This window comes from Mycolicibacterium houstonense (assembly GCF_900078665.2).
Lineage (GTDB): Bacteria > Actinomycetota > Actinomycetes > Mycobacteriales > Mycobacteriaceae > Mycobacterium > Mycobacterium houstonense.
This window is the reverse complement of the sequence record NZ_LT546207.1, coordinates 5,020,520-5,038,500: the sequence shown is the minus strand read 5'-3', so window position 1 is coordinate 5,038,500 and position 17,981 is coordinate 5,020,520. Positions and strand designations below refer to the sequence as shown.

Here is a 17,981-nt window from a genome sequence, read left to right as displayed (position 1 = left end):
AACGACGCAGGGTCCGGCATTCGGGTCGGCAACGGTCACCCTCGGGCAGTTCCGGTGAGCAGCGGCGGTCAATCCTGGCGGCGGTTGCCGTCCTCGTCCCAGTTCTCGGCGACCTTCTTGCTCGGCTGCACGCGCGGCGGCTCACCCGGCATCTTCGGATAGCTCGGCGGGTACGGCAGATCACCGAGGCCGCGGTCTTCGTCGGCGGCCACCATATCGAGCAATGGCTTCAGCGACTGCTGCTTCGAGTCGATATCAGCCCACGGATCCTCGCGTCCGGCAAGGAAATCCGGCACCGTCGCGATCGTGTAGTCGTCCGGGTCGGCATCACGCAACTCATCCCAGCTGAGCGGGGTCGAGACGGTGGCGATCGGCGTCTTGCGGGCCGAATAGGCCGAGGCGAACGTGCGGTCGCGGGCATTCTGGTTGTAGTCGATGAACAGCCGCTCGCCCCGCTCCTCCTTCCACCACGACGTGGTCACCGCGTCGGGGGCACGGCGCTCGATCTCGCGGGCCAGAGCGATCCCGGCCCGGCGGACCTCGATGAAATCCCAGTCGGTCTTGATCCGCAGGAAGATGTGCACGCCGCGACCGCCGGAGGTCTTCGGGTAGCCGACCAGGCCGAGCTCGTCGAGCAGTGGCTTGAGCACATCGCAGGCGATCGTCCTGGCCTCTTTGAAACCGGTGCCCGGCTGCGGATCCAGGTCGATCCGCAGCTCGTCGGGATGCTCGGTGTCCGGGCACCGGACCTGCCACGGGTGCAACGTGATGGTGCCCATCTGCGCGGCCCATGCGATCGACGCGGGGTGGGTCACCTTGAGCGCATCGGCGGTACGCCCCGACGGGAACGTCACGACGCAGGTCTCCAGATAGTCGGGATGCTTCTGCGGCACCCGCTTCTGGTAGATCTCCTCCCCTTCGATGCCGTCGGGGAACCGCTGCAGATGGGTGGGCCGGTCCTTCAGCAGGGCCACCATCCGGTCGGCGACGCTGAGGTAATACTCCATCAGCTTGCCCTTGGTGCCGCCCTTGCCCAGCTTCGGGTAGTAGACCTTGTCCGGGCTGGTGAACCGGACCTTGATCCCGTCGACGTCGAGTTCGGTTGCTCCTCCAGCTTTTTCAGCCATCTCAGTCCTCCCCCGCGAGCACGTCGTGCAGGTCGTAGTTCAGTGGCACATCGAGCTGGCCGAACGTGCAGCTGGTCGGCTCCCGGTCCGGGCGCCAACGCAGGAACTTCACGGCATGACGGAAACGTCTCCCGTGCACGGTATTACCTTCCATCTGGTCATACGCCACCTCACACACCCGCTCGGGGCGCACCGGAATCCAGCGCTTGTCGGCCGCCGAGTTCCACCGACTCGGGTCACCTTCGCGCACCTCGTCGCCCTCGCGTAGCGGTTCCAGATCCGCCAGCAGCTTGAGCCGGTCCTTGGCGGTGAACGATGCTGCGCCGCCGACCATCTGGAGTTCGCCGTCGTCGCGGTAAAGACCGAGCAGGATCGATCCGATGCCTTCACCGCTCTTGTGGATGCGGTAGCCGATGGCCACACAGTCCGCGTCGCGGTGGTGCTTGACCTTCACCATCTCCCGCTTGCCCGGCAGATAGGGGCCGTCGAGTTTCTTGGCGATCACCCCGTCCAGGCCGGCACCCTCGAACGTCTTGAGCCACTGCGTGCCGAGTTCGGGGTCGGTGGTGGTCCGGGTGACATGGCACCACTCCTTGGCCTTGACCGCCTCGATCAGTGCCTCGCGCCGCGCCCGGAAGGGCTCGGCGAGCAGCGAGCGGTCACCGGCGGCCAGGGCGTCGAATCCGATGAAGTGCGCGGGCGTCTGCTCGGACAGCATGCGGATCCGGGATTCGGCCGGATGGATGCGCTGCGACAACGACTCCCAGTCCAGGCGGACCCGGCCGCCGATCGGGCGCGGCACCACGACTTCACCGTCGAGCACACAGCGATCGGCGAGTTCGTCGCGCAATGCGACGAGCAACTCGGGAAAGTAGCGGCCCAACTCCTTGCCGCTGCGGGACTGCAGCACCACCTCGTCGCCGTCGCGGAACACGAGCGCCCGGAAGCCGTCCCATTTCGGCTCGTAGGACCAGACGCCCGCTTCGTCAGGCACCTTCACCTGCGCCTTGGCGAGCATCGGTTCCAGCGGCGGCAGTACGGGTAGGTCCACAATCACCATCCTGGTTCATCGGTTCTCATGGATCTAGACCGCCGCGCCGCCGCCGATTCATCGGACGATGTCGCCGTAGCCATCGTGAAGCCGCCACCAGTCATACGCAGGTCCTTGCGGCCGCCCGGGCGGAACCTCCTGCCAGGACTCCTGGCGGCCGAGCGGCGTGATGTCGAGAAACGACCACACCGGGCCGATCTCCTCGATGCCGCGCCCGTTGACGAAGTAGGAGCGATAGACACCTTCTCCGTCGCTGACGAACACGTTGAGTCCGAAGTACTCTTCGACGCCGAAGTCGCGGGAGAAGTCGTCGCCGATCAGGGTGAAGAACGGAATGTGCTCCCATCCCATCCGGCTCTTGAGCGGTGCGATGCGATCCTGCGGGGCGGCCGACACGAAAACCAGGGTGGTGTCGCGAGCGGCCAGGTGCGCCGGATGGACCACGGTGTCGGCCACCATCGAGCAGCCGGAACAGGCTCCATCCGGCCAGTTCTCGACGTCGGGGGCATAGAAGAAGCGATACACAATGAGCTGGCGCCGCCCGCCGAACAGGCCCATCAGATCGACTTCGCCGTCGGGTCCGACGAAGCGGTAGTCGGTGCGCACCGGCGTCATCGGCAGCGACCGACGCTTGGCGGCCAGCCTGTCCCGCGCCTTCATCAACGCCTTCTCTTCGGCCAGCAGTTCGGCGCGGGCCACCTGCCATTCCTCGAGCGAGACGATGTCGGGCAGGGTGAACTCCTGCACCTTCGACGGCGGCGGAACACCGGGGCCTTCCTGCTTGGGCATCGGTCATACACCTCCTGGCGGCCGATTTCTCCGGCGGTTCGGCTGGATCGGTCCGGCGGCGGGTGGGACCAGCCACGCTCTGCTTGACGCATACCCATTGGGCCGCCTGAAACCCGGTGCTCCCGCTCTTGCCTCGCGACTCGGCCGGACCTCGTGGCGGTTATCGAGTAGCCAGAAACATCCGAATTCACACCCCGCCTAATGGTGGTCTTCCGGCTGCAGCCAGGAGGCCAGATTGCGGATGTAATCCATGAACACCGCCAGGTGCGACGGATCGTCTTTCATCTGACCGCCGGGCCGATCGGTGACGAATGACGGTGCGCCGCAGTCCAGTTCCCAGTTGTAATCGGCGAAGTGGTGAAACGTCGACTCCGCCACCGCCCGGCCCATGGGCCTGCCGGCCGGGGTGCATTCCCCGTCGAGTGCCACCGCGAGGTTGAACCGCCGACCGGTCGCGGCGCTGCGGCCCCGGGCCACCACCGTGGCGCACGGAACCGCGGCCGAGACGGAGCCCTCGTGCGGGTGGGCCGGGAACCACTCGATGCGGCCACTGGCGGTCCTGGCGGTGCGCAACAGTTCGTGCACCGGCTCCGGGGCCAACACCGGCTGGTAGTCGCCATTGGCCCCGGAGTGGTAGTTGGGCCACGCGATGTGCGGGTTGTCCTGGTCGTCGCAACGCGAGGCCGCGTCGAGTGCGGGGTCGTGGAACTCGTTGACCTGGCCCAGCGAGCCCAGCCCCATCAGGCAGCTGCCCAGGTCTTGGTGGTCTCGCGCGGTCAGGACCCCGCCGCCGAGCTCCCGGAACCTTCTGATCGCCGCGCACTCCTCGGACGTCAGGCCATTGCCCACCTCGACGGCCATCAACCACAGCTGGTCGAATCCGAGCTCGTCGATGTGGCTGAGCACCGGATCCTGTTCACTGTGTGCGGTCCGATTGCGGGTCAGCACCTCGTGACCGGCCGCGCGTAGCTCCGCCGCCAGCATCGAGAATCGATCGACATCCCAGTCGTCGGGGTTCGCCGGGATCGTGGTCTGCAACAGGATGGTCGCCATGGCACTCAGACTGTCCGCGGCCGGCATACTTGGGACCCTTGAAACCGCGTGGTCGAAAGTCGTGGCCTATCGGCTGCCCCACGACACGGATCGCAGTTGCCTGCGCGATTTCACACCCAGTTTGACGAATACCTTGCGCAGGTGCCATTCAACGGTGTGGGTGCTGATGAACAGCTGCGCGCCGATCTCCTGATTGGTCAGCCCGTCGCGGGCCAGTTGCGCGATCTGCGCCTCCTGCGCGGTCAACTCGTCCCCTGACGCCAACGGTTGCCTGCGCACCTTCTCACCGGTCGCGGTCAGCTCGCGGCGGGCACGTTCGGCGAAAGCCTGGGCCCCCATCGTGGTGAACATCTCGTACGCGGTAGTGAGGTGTTCACGCGCGGGGGTGCGTTGCTTGCGTCGGCGTAACCATTCGCCGTAGCGCAGATGGGTACGCGCCAATTGCACCCCCACACCGCACCGTCCCAGCCGTTCGATGGCCTCCTTGAACAGCGCGTCGGCATCGTCATCGACAGCAAGCAGGGCGCGTGCACTGGCCAAAGTGCCCAGCCCCCAATCGGTTCCGCTGGCACCTGCCCCCGCCTCCAGGCGGTGCACGGCGTCTTGGGCGGCGTCGCGCCGGCCGGTACGCACGGCGGCCTCGACGAGCTCGAGCAGGCACCAGCCGTAGAAGCCCATGTCGTGGTATTCACAGGCCGTCTGCGCCGCAGCCAATGCCTCGTCGTACCGGCCCAGGCCGTTGTAGAGCACCGCGGCGGCATATCCGCTGATCCCGAGCAAGCGCCCCTCACCCTTGGCCGTGCCCTCGGCCATGCCCGCCTCGATCAGACCGCCCGCCTCACTCGCGTCGCCGCGCCAGGCCGCGAGTTCCACTTTGTGGTACTTCAGCGGGTGATGGCCGATCGCCGCCGAGATCGCATCCGCCTCTTCCATAAGCCTTGCGGCCGTGATGAATTCACCTTCTTGCACGTGCACGCCGGCCTTGTAGGCGATAGCCGGCGCCAAAATCGCCAGGGCCCCGGTGGCACGGGCGTAGCCGATCATGTCCGTGGCCACCCGGTCGATCAACCCGTCGTCCCACATCTCTCCTGCGACGGACTCCTGCATGATCGGGAACGCCAGCGTCAACCAGTGCAGCGCTCTGCCGTCGTGGTGCCGGGCATGCTCGCACCACAATTCCAGCGCGGTGCGCAGGTGATCGATCGCGGCGGGCAGCCCGTCGGTGACCAGCCGTGCCATCCCGATGAGCAGAAAATCGATGGGCCGCGTCGGGTCCACGATTCCCTCGACCGCTTCGAGTGCTGCCTCGGCCGCCCGGACCATCGCCTCGGGTTCGCTTCGTGAGGCGTACATCGCCGCAGCCAGCGCCTCGATGTAGGTCTCCCGGGCCAACTCGTCGTCGAGACTCTCCAGCCGCTTGGCGGCATCCAGCAGCAGTGCCGCCGCGTGCCGGACCGGCGGCGATCCGGGCAGGCCACCANAGCAGGCTCAGCACCGCCAAGCCGACCAGGAACCGGTCCGGCGCGGGGCCCGCCCCACGGCCGAACGCCACCGACAGCGCCTCACGCTGCGGCTCGGGCAGCTTGTCGAGATGGCCGAGCAGCGGTGCGCACAGTTGATGCAGGCCCGCGAAGGCCAGTTCCATGTCCGACTCGACCCCGGCCACCTGGGTCACCTGGAATCCGGACGCCTGCCCGACGGCATAGCCGAGCAGCGCCGTCTTGCCGACGCCGGCTTCGCCACGTATCACCAATACCGCACTGCCGCCCGCGCCGGCACCCGAAACGAGCCGCCGGAGGGCCGCACATTCGCTGACGCGGCCCCGCAAGTGTGGGCCTGTGCCCGTAATCACATCAGTACCACCGCGTCCGATTTTTGCCGAAACCCTACCAAGGACGCGGGTGTTCGGCCTCGCCGGTAGGGTGCCGCCATGACCACCCCAGCAGCGCCCGTTCCGTGGCCCGATGACGCCCGGTGCGCCGCCTCGTTCACATTCGATGTCGACGCCGAGGCCGCGATGCTGGGCATCTCGCACGCGCACGCTGATCGCATGTCGGCGATCAGCCATCAGGCCTACGGCCCACTGACCGCGATGCCGCGGTTGCTGAAAATGCTTGCCCGGCACAACATCACCTCGACGTTCTTCGTGCCCGGTTACACCGCGTTCCGCTACCCGGACGTGGCCCGCGCGATCGTCGACGCCGGCCATGAGATCGCCCACCACGGCTACCTCCACGAACCGTTGAGCGGCCTCAGCCAAACCGAAGAGGCCGCGATCCTCGACCGCGCGTCCGACACCTTGGAGCAGATCACCGGCGTGCGGCCCGTCGGCTATCGCGCCCCGATGTGGGAACTCAATTGGCAGTCCCCGAAACTACTGCGGGACAGAGGTTTTCTGTACGACAGTAGTTTGATGGATACCGATCATCCGTACGAACTCGCGGTCGAAGGCGGCGGCTCACTGGTCGAGATCCCGATCGGCTGGGGCCTCGACGATGTCCAGCAGTACTGCTTCGTTCCCGGTTTCTACGACACCGGAGTGATCGACAGCCCGGTCAAGGCCACCGAGGTGTGGCGCCTGGAGTTCGACGCGATCCGGGAGGCCGGGGCGGCGTGGGTGCTGACCAATCATCCGTTCGTGTCCGGCCGCCCGTCGCGGGCCAAGGCGCTCGACGACCTGATCGACTACGTGTGCGGATTTGACGATGTCTGGGTGACCAGTCTGGGCGCCATCGCCGCGCACGTGCGCGGGCTGGGCCTGACGCCCCGCAGCATCGAACGCCCGGATCCCGCAGACTACTGAGGCCCATGAGCCCATGCGCCTGCCCGTGATGCCGCCGGTGCCGCCGATGCTGTCCAAGCCGGTGGCGCAGATCCCCGCCGGCATGTCGTACGAACCGAAATGGGACGGCTTCCGGTCGATCTGTTTTCGCGACGGCGACGAGGTCGAGCTGGGCAGCCGCAACGAACGCCCGTTGACGCGGTACTTTCCCGAGTTGGTGGCGGCGGCGACGGCGGAGCTGCCGGCACGGTGCGTGATCGACGGCGAGATCGTGCTTCCGCTCGGTGACGGTCTGGACTTCGAGGCGCTGCAGCTGCGCCTGCACCCGGCCACCTCACGCGTGCGCATGCTGGCCGAACAGACCCCGGCCGCCTTCGTCGCCTTCGACCTGCTTGCCCTGGACGACGTGGACTACACCGGCCGCCCGTTCGCCGAGCGGCGAGCCGCCCTCGCAGACGCGCTGGCCGCGGCGGGACCGTCGTTCCACCTCACCCCCGCCACCACCGATCTGCCCACGGCCCAACGCTGGTTCACCGACTTCGAGGGCGCCGGCCTGGACGGTGTCATCGCCAAGCCGCTGGACCTGACCTACCAGCCGGACAAGCGGGCCATGTTCAAGGTCAAACATCAGCGCACCGCCGACTGCGTGGTGGCCGGGTACCGGTTGCACAAGTCCGGTGAAGACGCCGTCGGCTCCCTGCTGCTCGGCCTCTACGCCGACGACGGCAGCCTCGCGTCGGTCGGGGTGATCGGTGCCTTCCCGATGGCGACCCGGCGGGCACTGGTCGCCGAATTGCAACCGCTGGTCACCGAGTTCGATGGCCACCCGTGGAACTGGGCCGCGCAGTTCGAGACCCCCGAGGCGCTGCAACAAGCCCAGCGAAAATACGGCGGCTCGCGGTGGAACGCGGGGAAGGACCTGTCGTTCGTGCCCCTGCGCCCCGAGCGCGTGGTCGAGGTCCGCTACGACCACATGGAGGGGCAACGCTTCCGCCACACCGCCCAGTTCAACCGCTGGCGGCCGGACCGGGATCCCCGCTCGTGCACCTTCGATCAGCTCGAAAGCCCGGTCACGTTCAGCCTCGGCGAGATTCTTCCCGGCCTATCCCGGTAACACGGAGCAAATTCGGTGCGATAGTTGGTTATCCCGCGCCGGAGCGCCGGATGGCGATCTGTTTGCGCAGTTCAATAACCAAGCCGAGAGGCGGCCATGATGTCCGGACAGCGTACTTCTTGCCCGATCAAGCAAACTAGGTTCCGATGGGCCGCGGTGCCGGTGGCATTCGGCGCGATCCTGCTGACCGCACCGGCGGCAAGCGCCATCCCGGAGGGCACGATCAAGGCTGAATGCAAGGACGCCGGCGGTACCTACAACACCTCGACGTCCGGCGGGCAGCGGTATTCCAGCTGTGAGTACAAGGACATCGACGGCGGCTGGCACAGCGATCAGTACGTGAACGGTGAGTACACCGGCACGATCGACATCGAGAAGGATGCGCCGCCGCCCACCGGCAAGTCATCGGCGCCGCTGCCGGGCCTACCCGTCAACCCGGGCATGGCACCCGGCTGATCCGGCGTTTACCCGCGCGTGCGACCGGGCATGCCAACGACATGTCAGTTACAGCATTTCAGGACCTGCCGCTGGCTGATCGGGACCGTGAGTGGGACGGCGACGCCGCCGAGAAACGCGTCCGGAAGTGGGCCGACGCGCAGGACGAACCCAACGAGAAATACCGCGACGCACACGTCTGGTACGACAAGAACGAAAAGGACAACTTCAGCGCGTACAAGCTGCTGATCGCCGACGTGATCGGCGGCAAGCTGGAAGCCGTGCCGCGGGGCGTGATGGCCGCCGGCGGGATCATGGAAGGTGCGCGGGGTGGTGTCGATCTGCCGAAGGACGACATCGGCCGGGTGAAGAGCCACCTGGCGAAGTACTACGAGAAGATGGGCGAGAGGGCGCCCTGGGACCGCGATTAGCTAGATTGCGGGCGTGAGCCTCGCCCCAGCTGGACGGTTTGCGCCGAGCCCGTCTGCCGATCTGCACATCGGGAATCTGCGTACCGCGGTGCTGGCCTGGTTGTTCGCCCGATCCACCGGGCGGCGGTTCCTGCTGCGGGTCGAAGACCTCGACGACCGCACCTTCAGCGAGATCGGCACCAGGCAGATCGAGGATCTGGCCGCGATCGGGCTGACCTGGGACGAGCCGCCGCAGTGGCAGACCACCCACCGTGCACGCTACGACGCAGTGATCGAACGATTGCAGGCCGAGCACCTGCTCTACGAATGCTATTGCAGCAGAAGAGATATCGCCCAGGCCCCGCAGGCACCCCACGCGCCGGAGGGGGCCTACCCCGGCACCTGCCGTGACCTCACCGAGCCCGAACGAGCGACCCGCCGGGCCGAGACCGGCCGCCCGCCCGCGCTGCGGCTGCGCACCGACACGTTCGTCGGCACCGTCACCGACCTCGTGCACGGCACATACACCGGCATCGTCGACGACTTCGTGGTGCGCCGCGGCGACGGCGTGCCCGCCTACAACCTCGCCGTCGTCGTCGATGACGCGGAATCCAGGGTCGACCAGGTGGTGCGCGGTGACGACCTGCTGCCGTCCTCGCCGCGCCAGGCCTATCTGGCCCGGCTGCTGGACTATCCGGAGCCGATCTACGCGCATGTGCCACTGGTGCTCAACGAGGACGGCGCCCGGTTGGCCAAACGCGACGGGGCCGTGACCCTGGCCGAGATCGGTGTCGAGCGCGCGCTGGAACAGATCTGCCGATCGCTCGGGTGGCCGGCCCTTGATCCCGACGGCATGCTGCGGCGATTCGACCCGGCGGGGTTGCCGCGACGCCCCTGGGTATACCGGCCCGGTTGAGCAGAACCCTTCGCACACCCGCGTCCCATTGTTAGGTTGCGCCGGTGAGGTCTTACCTACGACGAGCCCTGCCGGTGATCGTGGTGCTCGCCGCACTGTTCACCGCGGGATGCGGCGCATCAGGCGACGAGAACCCGGCGGCGTCCACCGGCGTGCTGCGGGTCGGCACCGAGGGCGTATACGCCCCGTTCAGCTATCACGACGCCACCACCGGTGAGTTGACCGGCTATGACGTCGACGTGGCCAGAGCGGTCGCCGACAAACTCGGCGTCAGGGTCGAATTCGTTGAGACCCCGTGGGATTCGATCTTCGCCGCCCTGGAGGCCAACCGTTTCGACGTGGTCGCCAACGAGGTGACGATCAACGACGAACGCAAGGCGAAATACGACCTGTCCGAACCGTATTCGGTCGGCGAGGGGGTGATCGTCACCCGAGCCGACGACAACTCGATCACCACGCTGGACGATCTGAAGGGCAAGGTCGCCGCGGAAAACGCCACCAGCAACTGGTCGGAGATCGCCCGCAAGGCCGGGGCGCGCGTGGAGGCCGTCGAGGGCTTCACCCAGGCGATCAAGCTGCTCAACCAGGGCCGGGTCGATGTGGTGGTCAACGACAGCATCGCCGTGTACGCCTACCTGGCCGAGACCGGCGACCAGACCGTCAAGATCGCCGGGAAGATCGGGGAGAAGAGCGAGCAGGGCTTCGCCGCCCGCAAGAACAGCGGGCTGCTGCCCGATCTCAACCGGGCTCTCGACGAACTGCGAGCCGACGGCACGCTGGCCGCCATCTCGCAGCGCTACCTCAAGGCCGATGCCTCCGGTGCACCGGCTGCGGCCGAAACCCCCAAGACGACCTGGGATCTGGTCCTGGGCAGCCTGGGCCCGTTGGCCAAGGCGGCGATCACCATGACGATCCCGCTGACCATCATCAGCTTCATCATCGGCCTGGTGATCGCGCTGGGCGTCGCGCTGGCGCGGCTGTCCTCCAATCGGGTGCTGAGTACCGTTGCGCGGTTCTACATCTCGATCATCCGCGGCACCCCGCTGCTGGTGCAGCTGTTCATCGTGTTCTACGCGCTGCCCGAGTTCGGGGTGAAGATCGACCCGTTCCCGGCAGCGGTGATCGCGTTCAGCCTCAACGTCGGCGGCTATGCGGCCGAGATCATCCGCTCGGCGATCCAGAGCATTCCGAAGGGGCAGTGGGAAGCCGCCGAGACGATCGGGCTGAACTACGCGGGCACGTTGCGGCGCATCATCTTGCCGCAGGCCGCGCGGGTGGCGGTACCGCCGTTGTCGAACACCCTGATCTCGCTGGTGAAGGACACATCTTTGGCGTCGACGATCCTGGTGACCGAACTGCTCCGGCAGGCTCAGATCATCGCCGCGCCGAGGTTCGAATTCTTCGCCCTGTACGGCACGGCCGCGATCTACTACTGGGTGATCTGCCTGGTGCTGTCATTCGGCCAGAGCCGTCTGGAACGCCGACTGGAAAGGCACGTTGCGCGATGACCACAGAACGCGAAGACCGGATCGTCGCCACCGACGTCCACAAGGCCTTCGGTGACTTCCAAGTGCTGAAAGGCGTGTCGTTCACCGTGCCGCGCGGCTCGGCGACCACCGTGATCGGCCCGTCGGGTTCGGGCAAGACGACGCTGCTGCGCGCGCTGAACGCACTCGATGTGCCGGACGCGGGCGTGGTCAAGGTCGGGGAGGTCGAACTGGACTTCTCCAAGCCGGTGCGGGGCGACCAGCTGCGCCGCTACCGCGCCCAGAGCGGCTTTGTGTTCCAGTCCCACAACCTGTTTCCACACAAGACCGTGCTGCAGAACGTCACCGAGGGCCCCCTTGTGGTGCAGAAGCGGCCCCGCGACGAGGTGCTGGCCGAGGCGCGCGAGCTGTTGGGCCAGGTGGGGCTGGCCGACAAGCAGGACCAGTATCCGTATCAGCTTTCCGGCGGCCAGCAGCAGCGCGTCGGCATCGCCAGGGCGCTGGCACTGCGGCCCAAGGTGGTGCTGTTCGACGAGCCGACCTCGGCGCTGGATCCCGAGCTGGTCGGCGAGGTGCTCGCGGTGATCCGCGACCTGGCCGTCGAGGGCTGGACCTTGGTGATCGTGACGCACGAAATCCAGTTCGCCCGGCAGGTTTCCGATCAGGTGCTGTTCACCGATCGCGGGGTGATCCTGGAGCAGGGGCCGCCCGCCGCGGTGATCGGCGATCCGAAAGAAGAGCGCACCCGCCAGTTCCTGCAGCGGATCCTCAACCCGCTCTAGATCTCACGGCATCACTGCGATGTCGTTTACCCGCCAGCCATCGGTCGGGGTGGTCCGTAGCGTCGTCGGCGTGGAAACTGACGTTCTCTCAACGGAATCCGGGGCCGGGCTCAGACGGTCCGTGGTCTGGTTCATGGCCGTCGCCGCCGCGGTCGGCACCGCCGCCATCTATCCCCTGCAACCGGCGATCGCCGAGGTGGCCGGCTCTGTCGGGGCATCGGTGACGGCGATCGGCACGGCCCTGGCCTGCGGGCCCGTCGGCTACCTGCTGGGCCTCGCATTACTGGTGCCGCTGGTCGATCTACTTTCTCCGAAAATTGTTCTGGCACTGCAGTTCGCTGCCCTCGCCGCGGCGTTCGCCCTGAACGCGGCCGCGACCACGCCGTGGATGCTGGGGTTCGCCGTCGGCCTCATCGGCATCGGATCGACGGTGGGCGCGCAACTGAGTTCGGTGGCCGGACGGTTCGCGGCGGCCGGGGAACGCGCCACCATGCTGGGCATCGTGACGGCCGGGATCTCCGCAGGCATCCTCGGCGGCCGGATCGTCGGTGGCTGGCTGACCTCAGTGGTCGGTTGGCGTGGCACGCTTCTGGTCTTCGCCGGAACCTGTCTGGCGATGGCCGCCATCGCCTTCGTGGTCATCCCCAGCGCGCGCCGCAGCACCACCTCGGGTTATCTGGCCACCCTGCGCGGATTGCCCGGGCTCTATGTGCGGTTCCCGGCCCTACGTGTGGCCGCCGGTCGCGGCACCCTCTGGTTCTTCGGCTTCTGCGCGATCTGGTCGGGTATCGCTGTCGCGCTGGCTCAACCGCCGTTCTCGTACTCTCCCGAACGCATCGGTTTGTACGCCGTCGCGGGCCTGCTCGGCATCGCCGCAACCCGCATCGCGGGCAGCTGGGTCGACCGTGTCGGGGCGCGACGGGTCATCCTGATCGGTCTTGTCGTCGCCGCTGCCGCCGCCGCCACGCTGGGATGGTCGCTGTCCAGCACCGCCGTCACGCTGGTGTGCCTCGGGCTGTTCGACGCCGGGCTGTTCGCCGCGCAGGTCGCCAACCAGAGCACGGTGCTGGCGATCAACCCCGGTGCGCCGGCGCAGTTCAACAGCGCCTACATGGTGGTCTACTTCATCGGCGGCAGTCTGGGCACCGCATTCGGCGCGGCCGCGGTGGGTTGGTTCGGCTGGCCCGCGACGGCGGCGATCACCGCCGGGGTGATCGCGGTGGCCCTGGTGATCACGCGAACGGCGAGCACCCCTTCGCCGCCCGCTGGGCCGCTGCCAACAGCTCGTCGCGGAACTGCGGATGAGCGATAGCGGCCAGTGCCTCCCCGCGCTCACGAATGGTCTTGCCCTCCAATTCGGCTGCGCCGTACTCGGTCACGATCACGTCGACCTGATGGCGCGGCGTGGTGATCACCGCACCCGGACCGAACCAGGGCACGATCCGCGACTGACGCACGCCGTCCTTGTCGAAGGTGGAGGGCAGGCAGATCAACGAGCGGTCCGACAATTCCAGCCCGGCGCCCGCGACGAAATCCTCGGCGCCGCCGATACCGCTGAACTGGTCGCCGGCGATCGTGTCGGCGACCACCTGGCCTTGGATATCGACCCCGAGCGCACCGTTGATGGTGACCATGTCGTTGTTGGCGCCGATCACCTCGGGCGCGTTGACGATCTCGACGGGCAGGAACGACACGTCCTCGTTGCCGTCCAGCCATGCGTAGAGCTCGGTCGAGCCGAACGCGAACGTGGTCACGCTCACCCCGTCGTACAGGCCTTTGCGAGCATTGGTGACCTTGCCGGCGCGGTGCAACTGCATGCAGCCGTCGGTGAACATCTCGCTGTGCAGCCCGTAGTCACCGCCGTCTCCCTCGGCCAGCAGTGTCGCGATCTGGCTGGGAATCGAGCCGATTCCGGTCTGCAGCGTGGCACCCGACGGGATGTACTCGACGGCGTGGCGCGCGATCTCCCGGTCGACGTCGGTGGGCGCCGCTCCGGGCAGCGCCAGCGGAGCGTCGCTCGAGTGCACGAGGACATCGATCTCGTCGACGTGCAGCGCGTGCCGAAAATCGCCGAGCCCGAGCGTGCGCGGATAGGCGTCCGATACCTCGACCACGAGCAACCGCTGCGGATCGGCACCCGCCCGGCGCAACTCGCCGACCGTGGCGCCCGCGTGCAGCGACAGCGAGCACCAGCCGTCGGCGTCGGGCGGTGTCGCGACCGTCGTCATTACCCGGGGTGCCTGACGCTCGAGCAGCGGGGCGAAGCGGCGGAAGTCCGCGGGCGCGAATTCGACGTTTGCGCCCATCTCCCGCAGCCCGCGTTCGAACGGGCCGTAGAAACCGGACAGATAGTGGACGTTCGGGCGGGTGAACAGTTCGGTGCCGACACCGAGCAGGGCGCCGTAGACGCGCAGCTCCGTCCAGTCCTCGCGCTCGCCGAGCGCCCGCAGGAACGCGGGCGGCTGGCCCGGGCCCAGCGGGATCCCGAGCGTGTCGGCGGGGTCCAGGCGCGCGGCGGCCTCTTCGGCGGTCAGCTCTTGCGGCATGGCGTCACTCTTCCGCGAGCGTCCGCTTTTGTACACCGCCGGTCAGATCGCGACCGACAGCGTCGACATCCCGCGCAATGTCATGTTCGGCTTGTACACCGGCTCCTCGGCCAACCGGGCATGGGGAAACCGCGCGGTGAGCGCCGACAACGCCACCGACGCCTCCAACCGCGCCAGCGGTGCGCCGAGGCAGAAGTGCGGGCCCTTGCCGAAGCCGATGTGGCGGATGGCGTCGCGGTCCGGGTCGAACTCCTCAGGCTGCTCGTTGGCTGCCGGGTCACGGTGTGCCGCGGCCAGCAAAAGCAGCATGGAGTCACCTTCGGGGACGGTTAACTCCCCAATCCTCATGTCCTCACCGGCAATTCGCCCGACCAACTGCACCGGCGGGTCGTACCGCATGGTCTCCTCGATGACCGACGACACCCGGGAAGCGTCGGTGGCCAGCGCCGCCCACTGGTCGGGATGGCGCAGCATCGCCAGCGTCGCATTGGCGATCAGGTTCACCGTCGTCTCGTGGCCGGCGATCAACAGCAGGTTGCACGTCGCGACGATCTCGTCCTCGGTGAGCTGATCCCCGGACTCCTCGACCGCGATCAGCCCCGACATCAGATCCTCGCCTGGGACGCTGCGGCGGGCGTCGATGAGTTCTCGCAGATAGTCGTTGATCCAGATCCCGGCCGCCATCTGCTCGTCGAACCGGTCGGAGGCATGCCCGGTCAAGGTCAGAAACGGGTCGAGCGCCGCGGCCAGCAATGCGGAGGCGTCGCTGAACTTCGGCTCGTCCTCGACGGGCACCCCGAGCAGCCGGCAGATCACCGCGACCGGCAGCGGGTAGGCCAGATCGGCGATGACGTCCAGGCTGCCGCGGCGTTCGACGTCGTCGAGCAGCCCATCGACGAGCGCGGTGATGTCCGGCTCCAGCGCCTTGATCACCTTCGGCACGAACGCCTTACTGACCAGCTTGCGCAGCCGGGTGTGATCGGGAGGGTCGAGGAACAGAAAGTTGGCCGGCCCGCGGGGACGCTCGGGCGGCTCGGCCTCGAGCTGGCGCCGGGCGATGGTGGAGTTGGACCGGTCGCTGCGGGACGCCGGATGGCGTAGCACCTCATCGCAATCGGCGAACGACGAGAACACCGTGAGGTTGTTCTCGGGCAGGTGCAGCGGTCCGAACTCGCGGATCCGGTTGTACGCCGGGTACGGATCGGCCCGGCCGGCCGGATCCAGCAACTGCAACACCAGCTCCTGATGCGCCTGATGGTCGGTGACGGTCGCCATCTATTTATTGTGCACGCGTAAAAGAAGCGGCAGCTCAGCGCAGAGATACCCCGTAGTACCGCCCCAACACGTGCGCCCGCAGCTCGTCGAACTCACCGGCGACGATCGACGCGCGGATCTGATCGACCAACCGGATCACGAACCGCTCGTTGTGGATCGTGCACAGCGTCGCCGACAGCATCTCCTTGGCCTTGAACAAGTGCCGGATGTAGGCCCGCGAGTAGTTGGCGCACGTGTAGCAGTCGCATTCGGCGTCGATCGGGGTGAAGTCCCGCTTGTACTTGGCGCCGGTGATGTTGAACCGCCCGGTCGCCGTGTACACCGCCGCGTTGCGCGCCACCCGCGACGGGGATACGCAGTCGAAGGTGTCGGCACCTGCGGCGATCGCGTCGAACAGGTCGTCGGGTTCGCTGATCCCCAGCAGATGCCGGGGCTTGTCGGCGGGCAGTTCACTGCTGACCCAGCCGACGATGGTGGCCAGGTTCTGCTTCTCCAAGGCACCGCCGATGCCGTAGCCGTCGAAGCTCAGCCCCTCCGCGGGCCCGTCCTGCTCACCGATCGTGGCCAGCCCGCGTGCGGCCCGACGGCGCAGATCCTCGTACTGGGCGCCCTGCACCACCCCGAACAGTGCCTGCCGCGGCCGTTCCGGGGCCAGGCCCTGCAGCCGGTGATGCTCGGCAACGCATCGCACCGCCCAGTCGTGGGTGCGCTGCACCGACTGTTCTTGGTAGCCGCGGGTGTTGACCAGGGTGGTGAGCTCGTCGAACGCGAAGATGATGTCGGCGCCGAGCTTGTTCTGGATGCCGATCGACACCTCGGGGGTGAACCGGTGCTTCGAACCGTCCAGGTGCGAGCGGAACGTGACGCCGTCGTCGTCGACGACGGCCAGCCGCTCCTTGCCCTTGGCGATGATGTCGTCGGCCTGCAGCCGGGTGGTGTCCATCGCCAGGACCTTCTTGAATCCGACACCCAGCGACATCACCTGGAAGCCGCCGCTGTCGGTGAAGGTGGGCCCCGGCCAGTTCATGAACGCGCCGAGCGCACCGGCCTCGGCCACGATGTCGGGCCCGGGCTGCAAGTAGAGGTGATAGGCGTTGGCGAGGATCGCTTGAGCACCAAGCTGTTTCATGGTCTCGGGCAACACCGATTTCACGGTGGCCGCGGTGCCGACGGCGATGAACGCGGGCGTGTGGATGTCACCGTGCGGGGTGTGGATGGTGCCGACCCGGCCGAGTCGGCCCGGCAACTCGGCCTCCACGGTGAAATACGGCTGGTCCACACCCGGTATTCAACCGGATGCCCGTCCGATTTCCGTCATGGGGCCGGACACGACCATACTGCGGACGTGAATTTGGTCATGAGCCGCGGAATCGTCGTCGCCACCGGATGTGCAGTGTTTCTGGCCGCAGTCGCCGGATGCTCCTCGCAGGAATCGGATTCGTCAGGGAAGTCCGGCGAGGGCCGGGTCACCTTCGGCCCCAACGACGCCGGTCCGGTCACCAGCGTCAGCTGCGAGACCAAGGACGGGCTGACCACCATCAACGTCGAAGGCAACATGCCTACGTCGGTCGTGCTGACCGAGGGCGAGGCCCCGGCGGTGCAGGCCGTGAACATCGGCGACGTGAACGGCGAGGGCGCCTCGCTGACCTACCTGTCCGGCCTGTCGGGCGCTCCGGTCGTCGCCGCACGCGACGGCAAGGGTTACACCATCACCGGCACCGGCATGGGCATCGATCCGAACGAGCCGGGCACTCCCGTGGACATGCCGTTCGACATCGCCGTCACCTGCCCATAGCCCACCCGGGGTCATTGCCCAGGCAATCACAGCTAACGACCGGCATCAGGCGGATCCACCCGTCCCGATGCCGGTCGTTCGTCTACTTCCGGGCCCGCTGAACGCCGTAAAGGGTTGACGGCCAAGCTCATTCGGAGCGGCCGGGATGTCGGCCACGGCTACCACTCCGGCGCGCCCGTTTCGTCCCGCGCAGCGGCCCGCCAGATCACATCCGGCAATTCGCCCAATCCCGTACCCACGACCTGCGCGAACCCCATACTTCTGGCTGACAGTCCACCACTCGGTGGGCTGCACAACCGTGAGGAGAGCAGTGGTGAAGCGTGAGTTCCTGGTAGCCGTCGGCGGCGCCGCGATCGTCGTCGCAGGCCTGTCCGGCTGTTCGTCGAACGAGAACAAAGACACGTCCGGCGACACAACCG

General features: G+C 67.4%; 16 protein-coding genes and 1 pseudogene. 9 read left to right on the top strand and 8 right to left on the bottom strand.

Going from position 1 to position 17,981, the window contains the following annotated elements; all coding sequences use genetic code 11:
* Positions 1-68: 68 nt before the first annotated feature.
* From ligD to BN4332_RS25305, 5 genes and pseudogenes are all read right to left on the bottom strand, one after another.
* Complete coding sequence (gene ligD, locus BN4332_RS25325) at positions 69-1,127, bottom strand: non-homologous end-joining DNA ligase (RefSeq protein WP_066902215.1); 1,059 nt, start codon at positions 1,125-1,127, stop codon at positions 69-71.
* 1 nt (position 1,128) lies between these two features.
* On the bottom strand, positions 1,129-2,187 hold the full coding sequence (locus BN4332_RS25320; protein WP_066902214.1) for an ATP-dependent DNA ligase: 1,059 nt from the start codon (positions 2,185-2,187) through the stop codon (positions 1,129-1,131).
* 48 nt (positions 2,188-2,235) lie between these two features.
* Complete coding sequence (locus BN4332_RS25315) at positions 2,236-2,967, bottom strand: DUF899 domain-containing protein (RefSeq protein WP_066902213.1); 732 nt, start codon at positions 2,965-2,967, stop codon at positions 2,236-2,238.
* A 198-nt stretch (positions 2,968-3,165) separates the two neighbouring features.
* On the bottom strand, positions 3,166-4,020 hold the full coding sequence (locus BN4332_RS25310) for a hypothetical protein (RefSeq protein ID WP_066902279.1): 855 nt from the start codon (positions 4,018-4,020) through the stop codon (positions 3,166-3,168).
* A gap of 66 nt (positions 4,021-4,086) precedes the next feature.
* A pseudogene (locus BN4332_RS25305) lies at positions 4,087-5,872 on the bottom strand (LuxR C-terminal-related transcriptional regulator).
* Positions 5,873-5,950: 78 nt separating this feature from the next.
* Here BN4332_RS25305 and BN4332_RS25300 point away from each other — a divergent pair.
* The 8 genes from BN4332_RS25300 to BN4332_RS25265 all read left to right on the top strand — a co-directional run bounded on the left by BN4332_RS25300 (position 5,951) and on the right by BN4332_RS25265 (position 13,258).
* Positions 5,951-6,823, top strand: coding sequence for a polysaccharide deacetylase family protein (locus BN4332_RS25300; RefSeq protein ID WP_066902210.1), 873 nt, complete (start codon positions 5,951-5,953; stop codon positions 6,821-6,823).
* Positions 6,824-6,836: 13 nt separating this feature from the next.
* The gene (locus BN4332_RS25295; protein ID WP_066902209.1) at positions 6,837-7,916 is read left to right on the top strand and encodes an ATP-dependent DNA ligase; all 1,080 of its coding nucleotides are present in this window, start codon (positions 6,837-6,839) and stop codon (positions 7,914-7,916) included.
* Positions 7,917-8,072: 156 nt separating this feature from the next.
* Entirely contained in the window at positions 8,073-8,372 is a 300-nt protein-coding gene (locus BN4332_RS33805; protein WP_066902208.1) for a hypothetical protein, read from the top strand.
* 41 nt (positions 8,373-8,413) lie between these two features.
* Positions 8,414-8,782 (top strand): hypothetical protein, encoded by a 369-nt coding sequence (locus tag BN4332_RS25285; RefSeq protein ID WP_066902207.1) that lies wholly within the window; start codon positions 8,414-8,416, stop codon positions 8,780-8,782.
* A 13-nt stretch (positions 8,783-8,795) separates the two neighbouring features.
* Positions 8,796-9,677, top strand: a complete 882-nt coding sequence (gluQRS, locus tag BN4332_RS25280) for a tRNA glutamyl-Q(34) synthetase GluQRS (RefSeq protein WP_066902206.1) — start codon at positions 8,796-8,798, stop codon at positions 9,675-9,677.
* Between the two features lie 44 nt (positions 9,678-9,721).
* The gene (locus BN4332_RS25275) at positions 9,722-11,185 is read left to right on the top strand and encodes an ABC transporter permease subunit (protein WP_074133188.1); all 1,464 of its coding nucleotides are present in this window, start codon (positions 9,722-9,724) and stop codon (positions 11,183-11,185) included.
* Positions 11,182-11,946: an amino acid ABC transporter ATP-binding protein gene (locus BN4332_RS25270; RefSeq protein WP_066902205.1), complete on the top strand. Its 765-nt coding sequence runs from the start codon at positions 11,182-11,184 to the stop codon at positions 11,944-11,946. Before BN4332_RS25275 ends, BN4332_RS25270 begins: the two co-directional genes overlap by 4 nt.
* 70 nt (positions 11,947-12,016) lie before the next feature.
* Positions 12,017-13,258 (top strand): MFS transporter, encoded by a 1,242-nt coding sequence (locus BN4332_RS25265; protein ID WP_235654198.1) that lies wholly within the window; start codon positions 12,017-12,019, stop codon positions 13,256-13,258.
* Here BN4332_RS25265 and BN4332_RS25260 read toward each other — a convergent pair.
* Genes BN4332_RS25260 through tgt form a run of 3 tightly spaced genes read right to left on the bottom strand, consistent with a single transcriptional unit; the run spans position 13,179 to position 17,046 of the window.
* Positions 13,179-14,492, bottom strand: a complete 1,314-nt coding sequence (locus BN4332_RS25260; RefSeq protein ID WP_066902277.1) for an acetyl-CoA hydrolase/transferase family protein — start codon at positions 14,490-14,492, stop codon at positions 13,179-13,181. The two genes, BN4332_RS25265 and BN4332_RS25260, sit on opposite strands and share 80 nt — an antisense overlap.
* A gap of 42 nt (positions 14,493-14,534) precedes the next feature.
* On the bottom strand, positions 14,535-15,767 hold the full coding sequence (locus BN4332_RS25255) for a cytochrome P450 (protein WP_066902203.1): 1,233 nt from the start codon (positions 15,765-15,767) through the stop codon (positions 14,535-14,537).
* Between the two features lie 34 nt (positions 15,768-15,801).
* On the bottom strand, positions 15,802-17,046 hold the full coding sequence (gene tgt, locus BN4332_RS25250) for a tRNA guanosine(34) transglycosylase Tgt (protein WP_066902202.1): 1,245 nt from the start codon (positions 17,044-17,046) through the stop codon (positions 15,802-15,804).
* A gap of 66 nt (positions 17,047-17,112) precedes the next feature.
* On the opposite strand from tgt, the gene BN4332_RS25245 reads away from it, so the two are divergent.
* Complete coding sequence (locus tag BN4332_RS25245; protein WP_066902201.1) at positions 17,113-17,562, top strand: lipoprotein LpqH; 450 nt, start codon at positions 17,113-17,115, stop codon at positions 17,560-17,562.
* Positions 17,563-17,981 lie beyond the last annotated feature (419 nt).

Excerpts from the sequence above, each read along its gene's own strand:
- ligD (WP_066902215.1), bottom strand. The coding sequence starts at position 1,127 with ATGGCTGAAAAAGCTGGAGGAGCAACCGAACTCGACGTCGACGGGATC.
- BN4332_RS25320 (WP_066902214.1), bottom strand. The coding sequence starts at position 2,187 with ATGGTGATTGTGGACCTACCCGTACTGCCGCCGCTGGAACCGATGCTC.
- BN4332_RS25315 (WP_066902213.1), bottom strand. The coding sequence starts at position 2,967 with ATGCCCAAGCAGGAAGGCCCCGGTGTTCCGCCGCCGTCGAAGGTGCAG.
- BN4332_RS25310 (WP_066902279.1), bottom strand. The coding sequence starts at position 4,020 with ATGGCGACCATCCTGTTGCAGACCACGATCCCGGCGAACCCCGACGAC.
- BN4332_RS25300 (WP_066902210.1), top strand. The coding sequence starts at position 5,951 with ATGACCACCCCAGCAGCGCCCGTTCCGTGGCCCGATGACGCCCGGTGC.
- BN4332_RS25295 (WP_066902209.1), top strand. The coding sequence starts at position 6,837 with ATGCGCCTGCCCGTGATGCCGCCGGTGCCGCCGATGCTGTCCAAGCCG.
- BN4332_RS25285 (WP_066902207.1), top strand. The coding sequence starts at position 8,414 with ATGTCAGTTACAGCATTTCAGGACCTGCCGCTGGCTGATCGGGACCGT.
- BN4332_RS25270 (WP_066902205.1), top strand. The coding sequence starts at position 11,182 with ATGACCACAGAACGCGAAGACCGGATCGTCGCCACCGACGTCCACAAG.
- BN4332_RS25260 (WP_066902277.1), bottom strand. The coding sequence starts at position 14,492 with ATGCCGCAAGAGCTGACCGCCGAAGAGGCCGCCGCGCGCCTGGACCCC.
- BN4332_RS25255 (WP_066902203.1), bottom strand. The coding sequence starts at position 15,767 with ATGGCGACCGTCACCGACCATCAGGCGCATCAGGAGCTGGTGTTGCAG.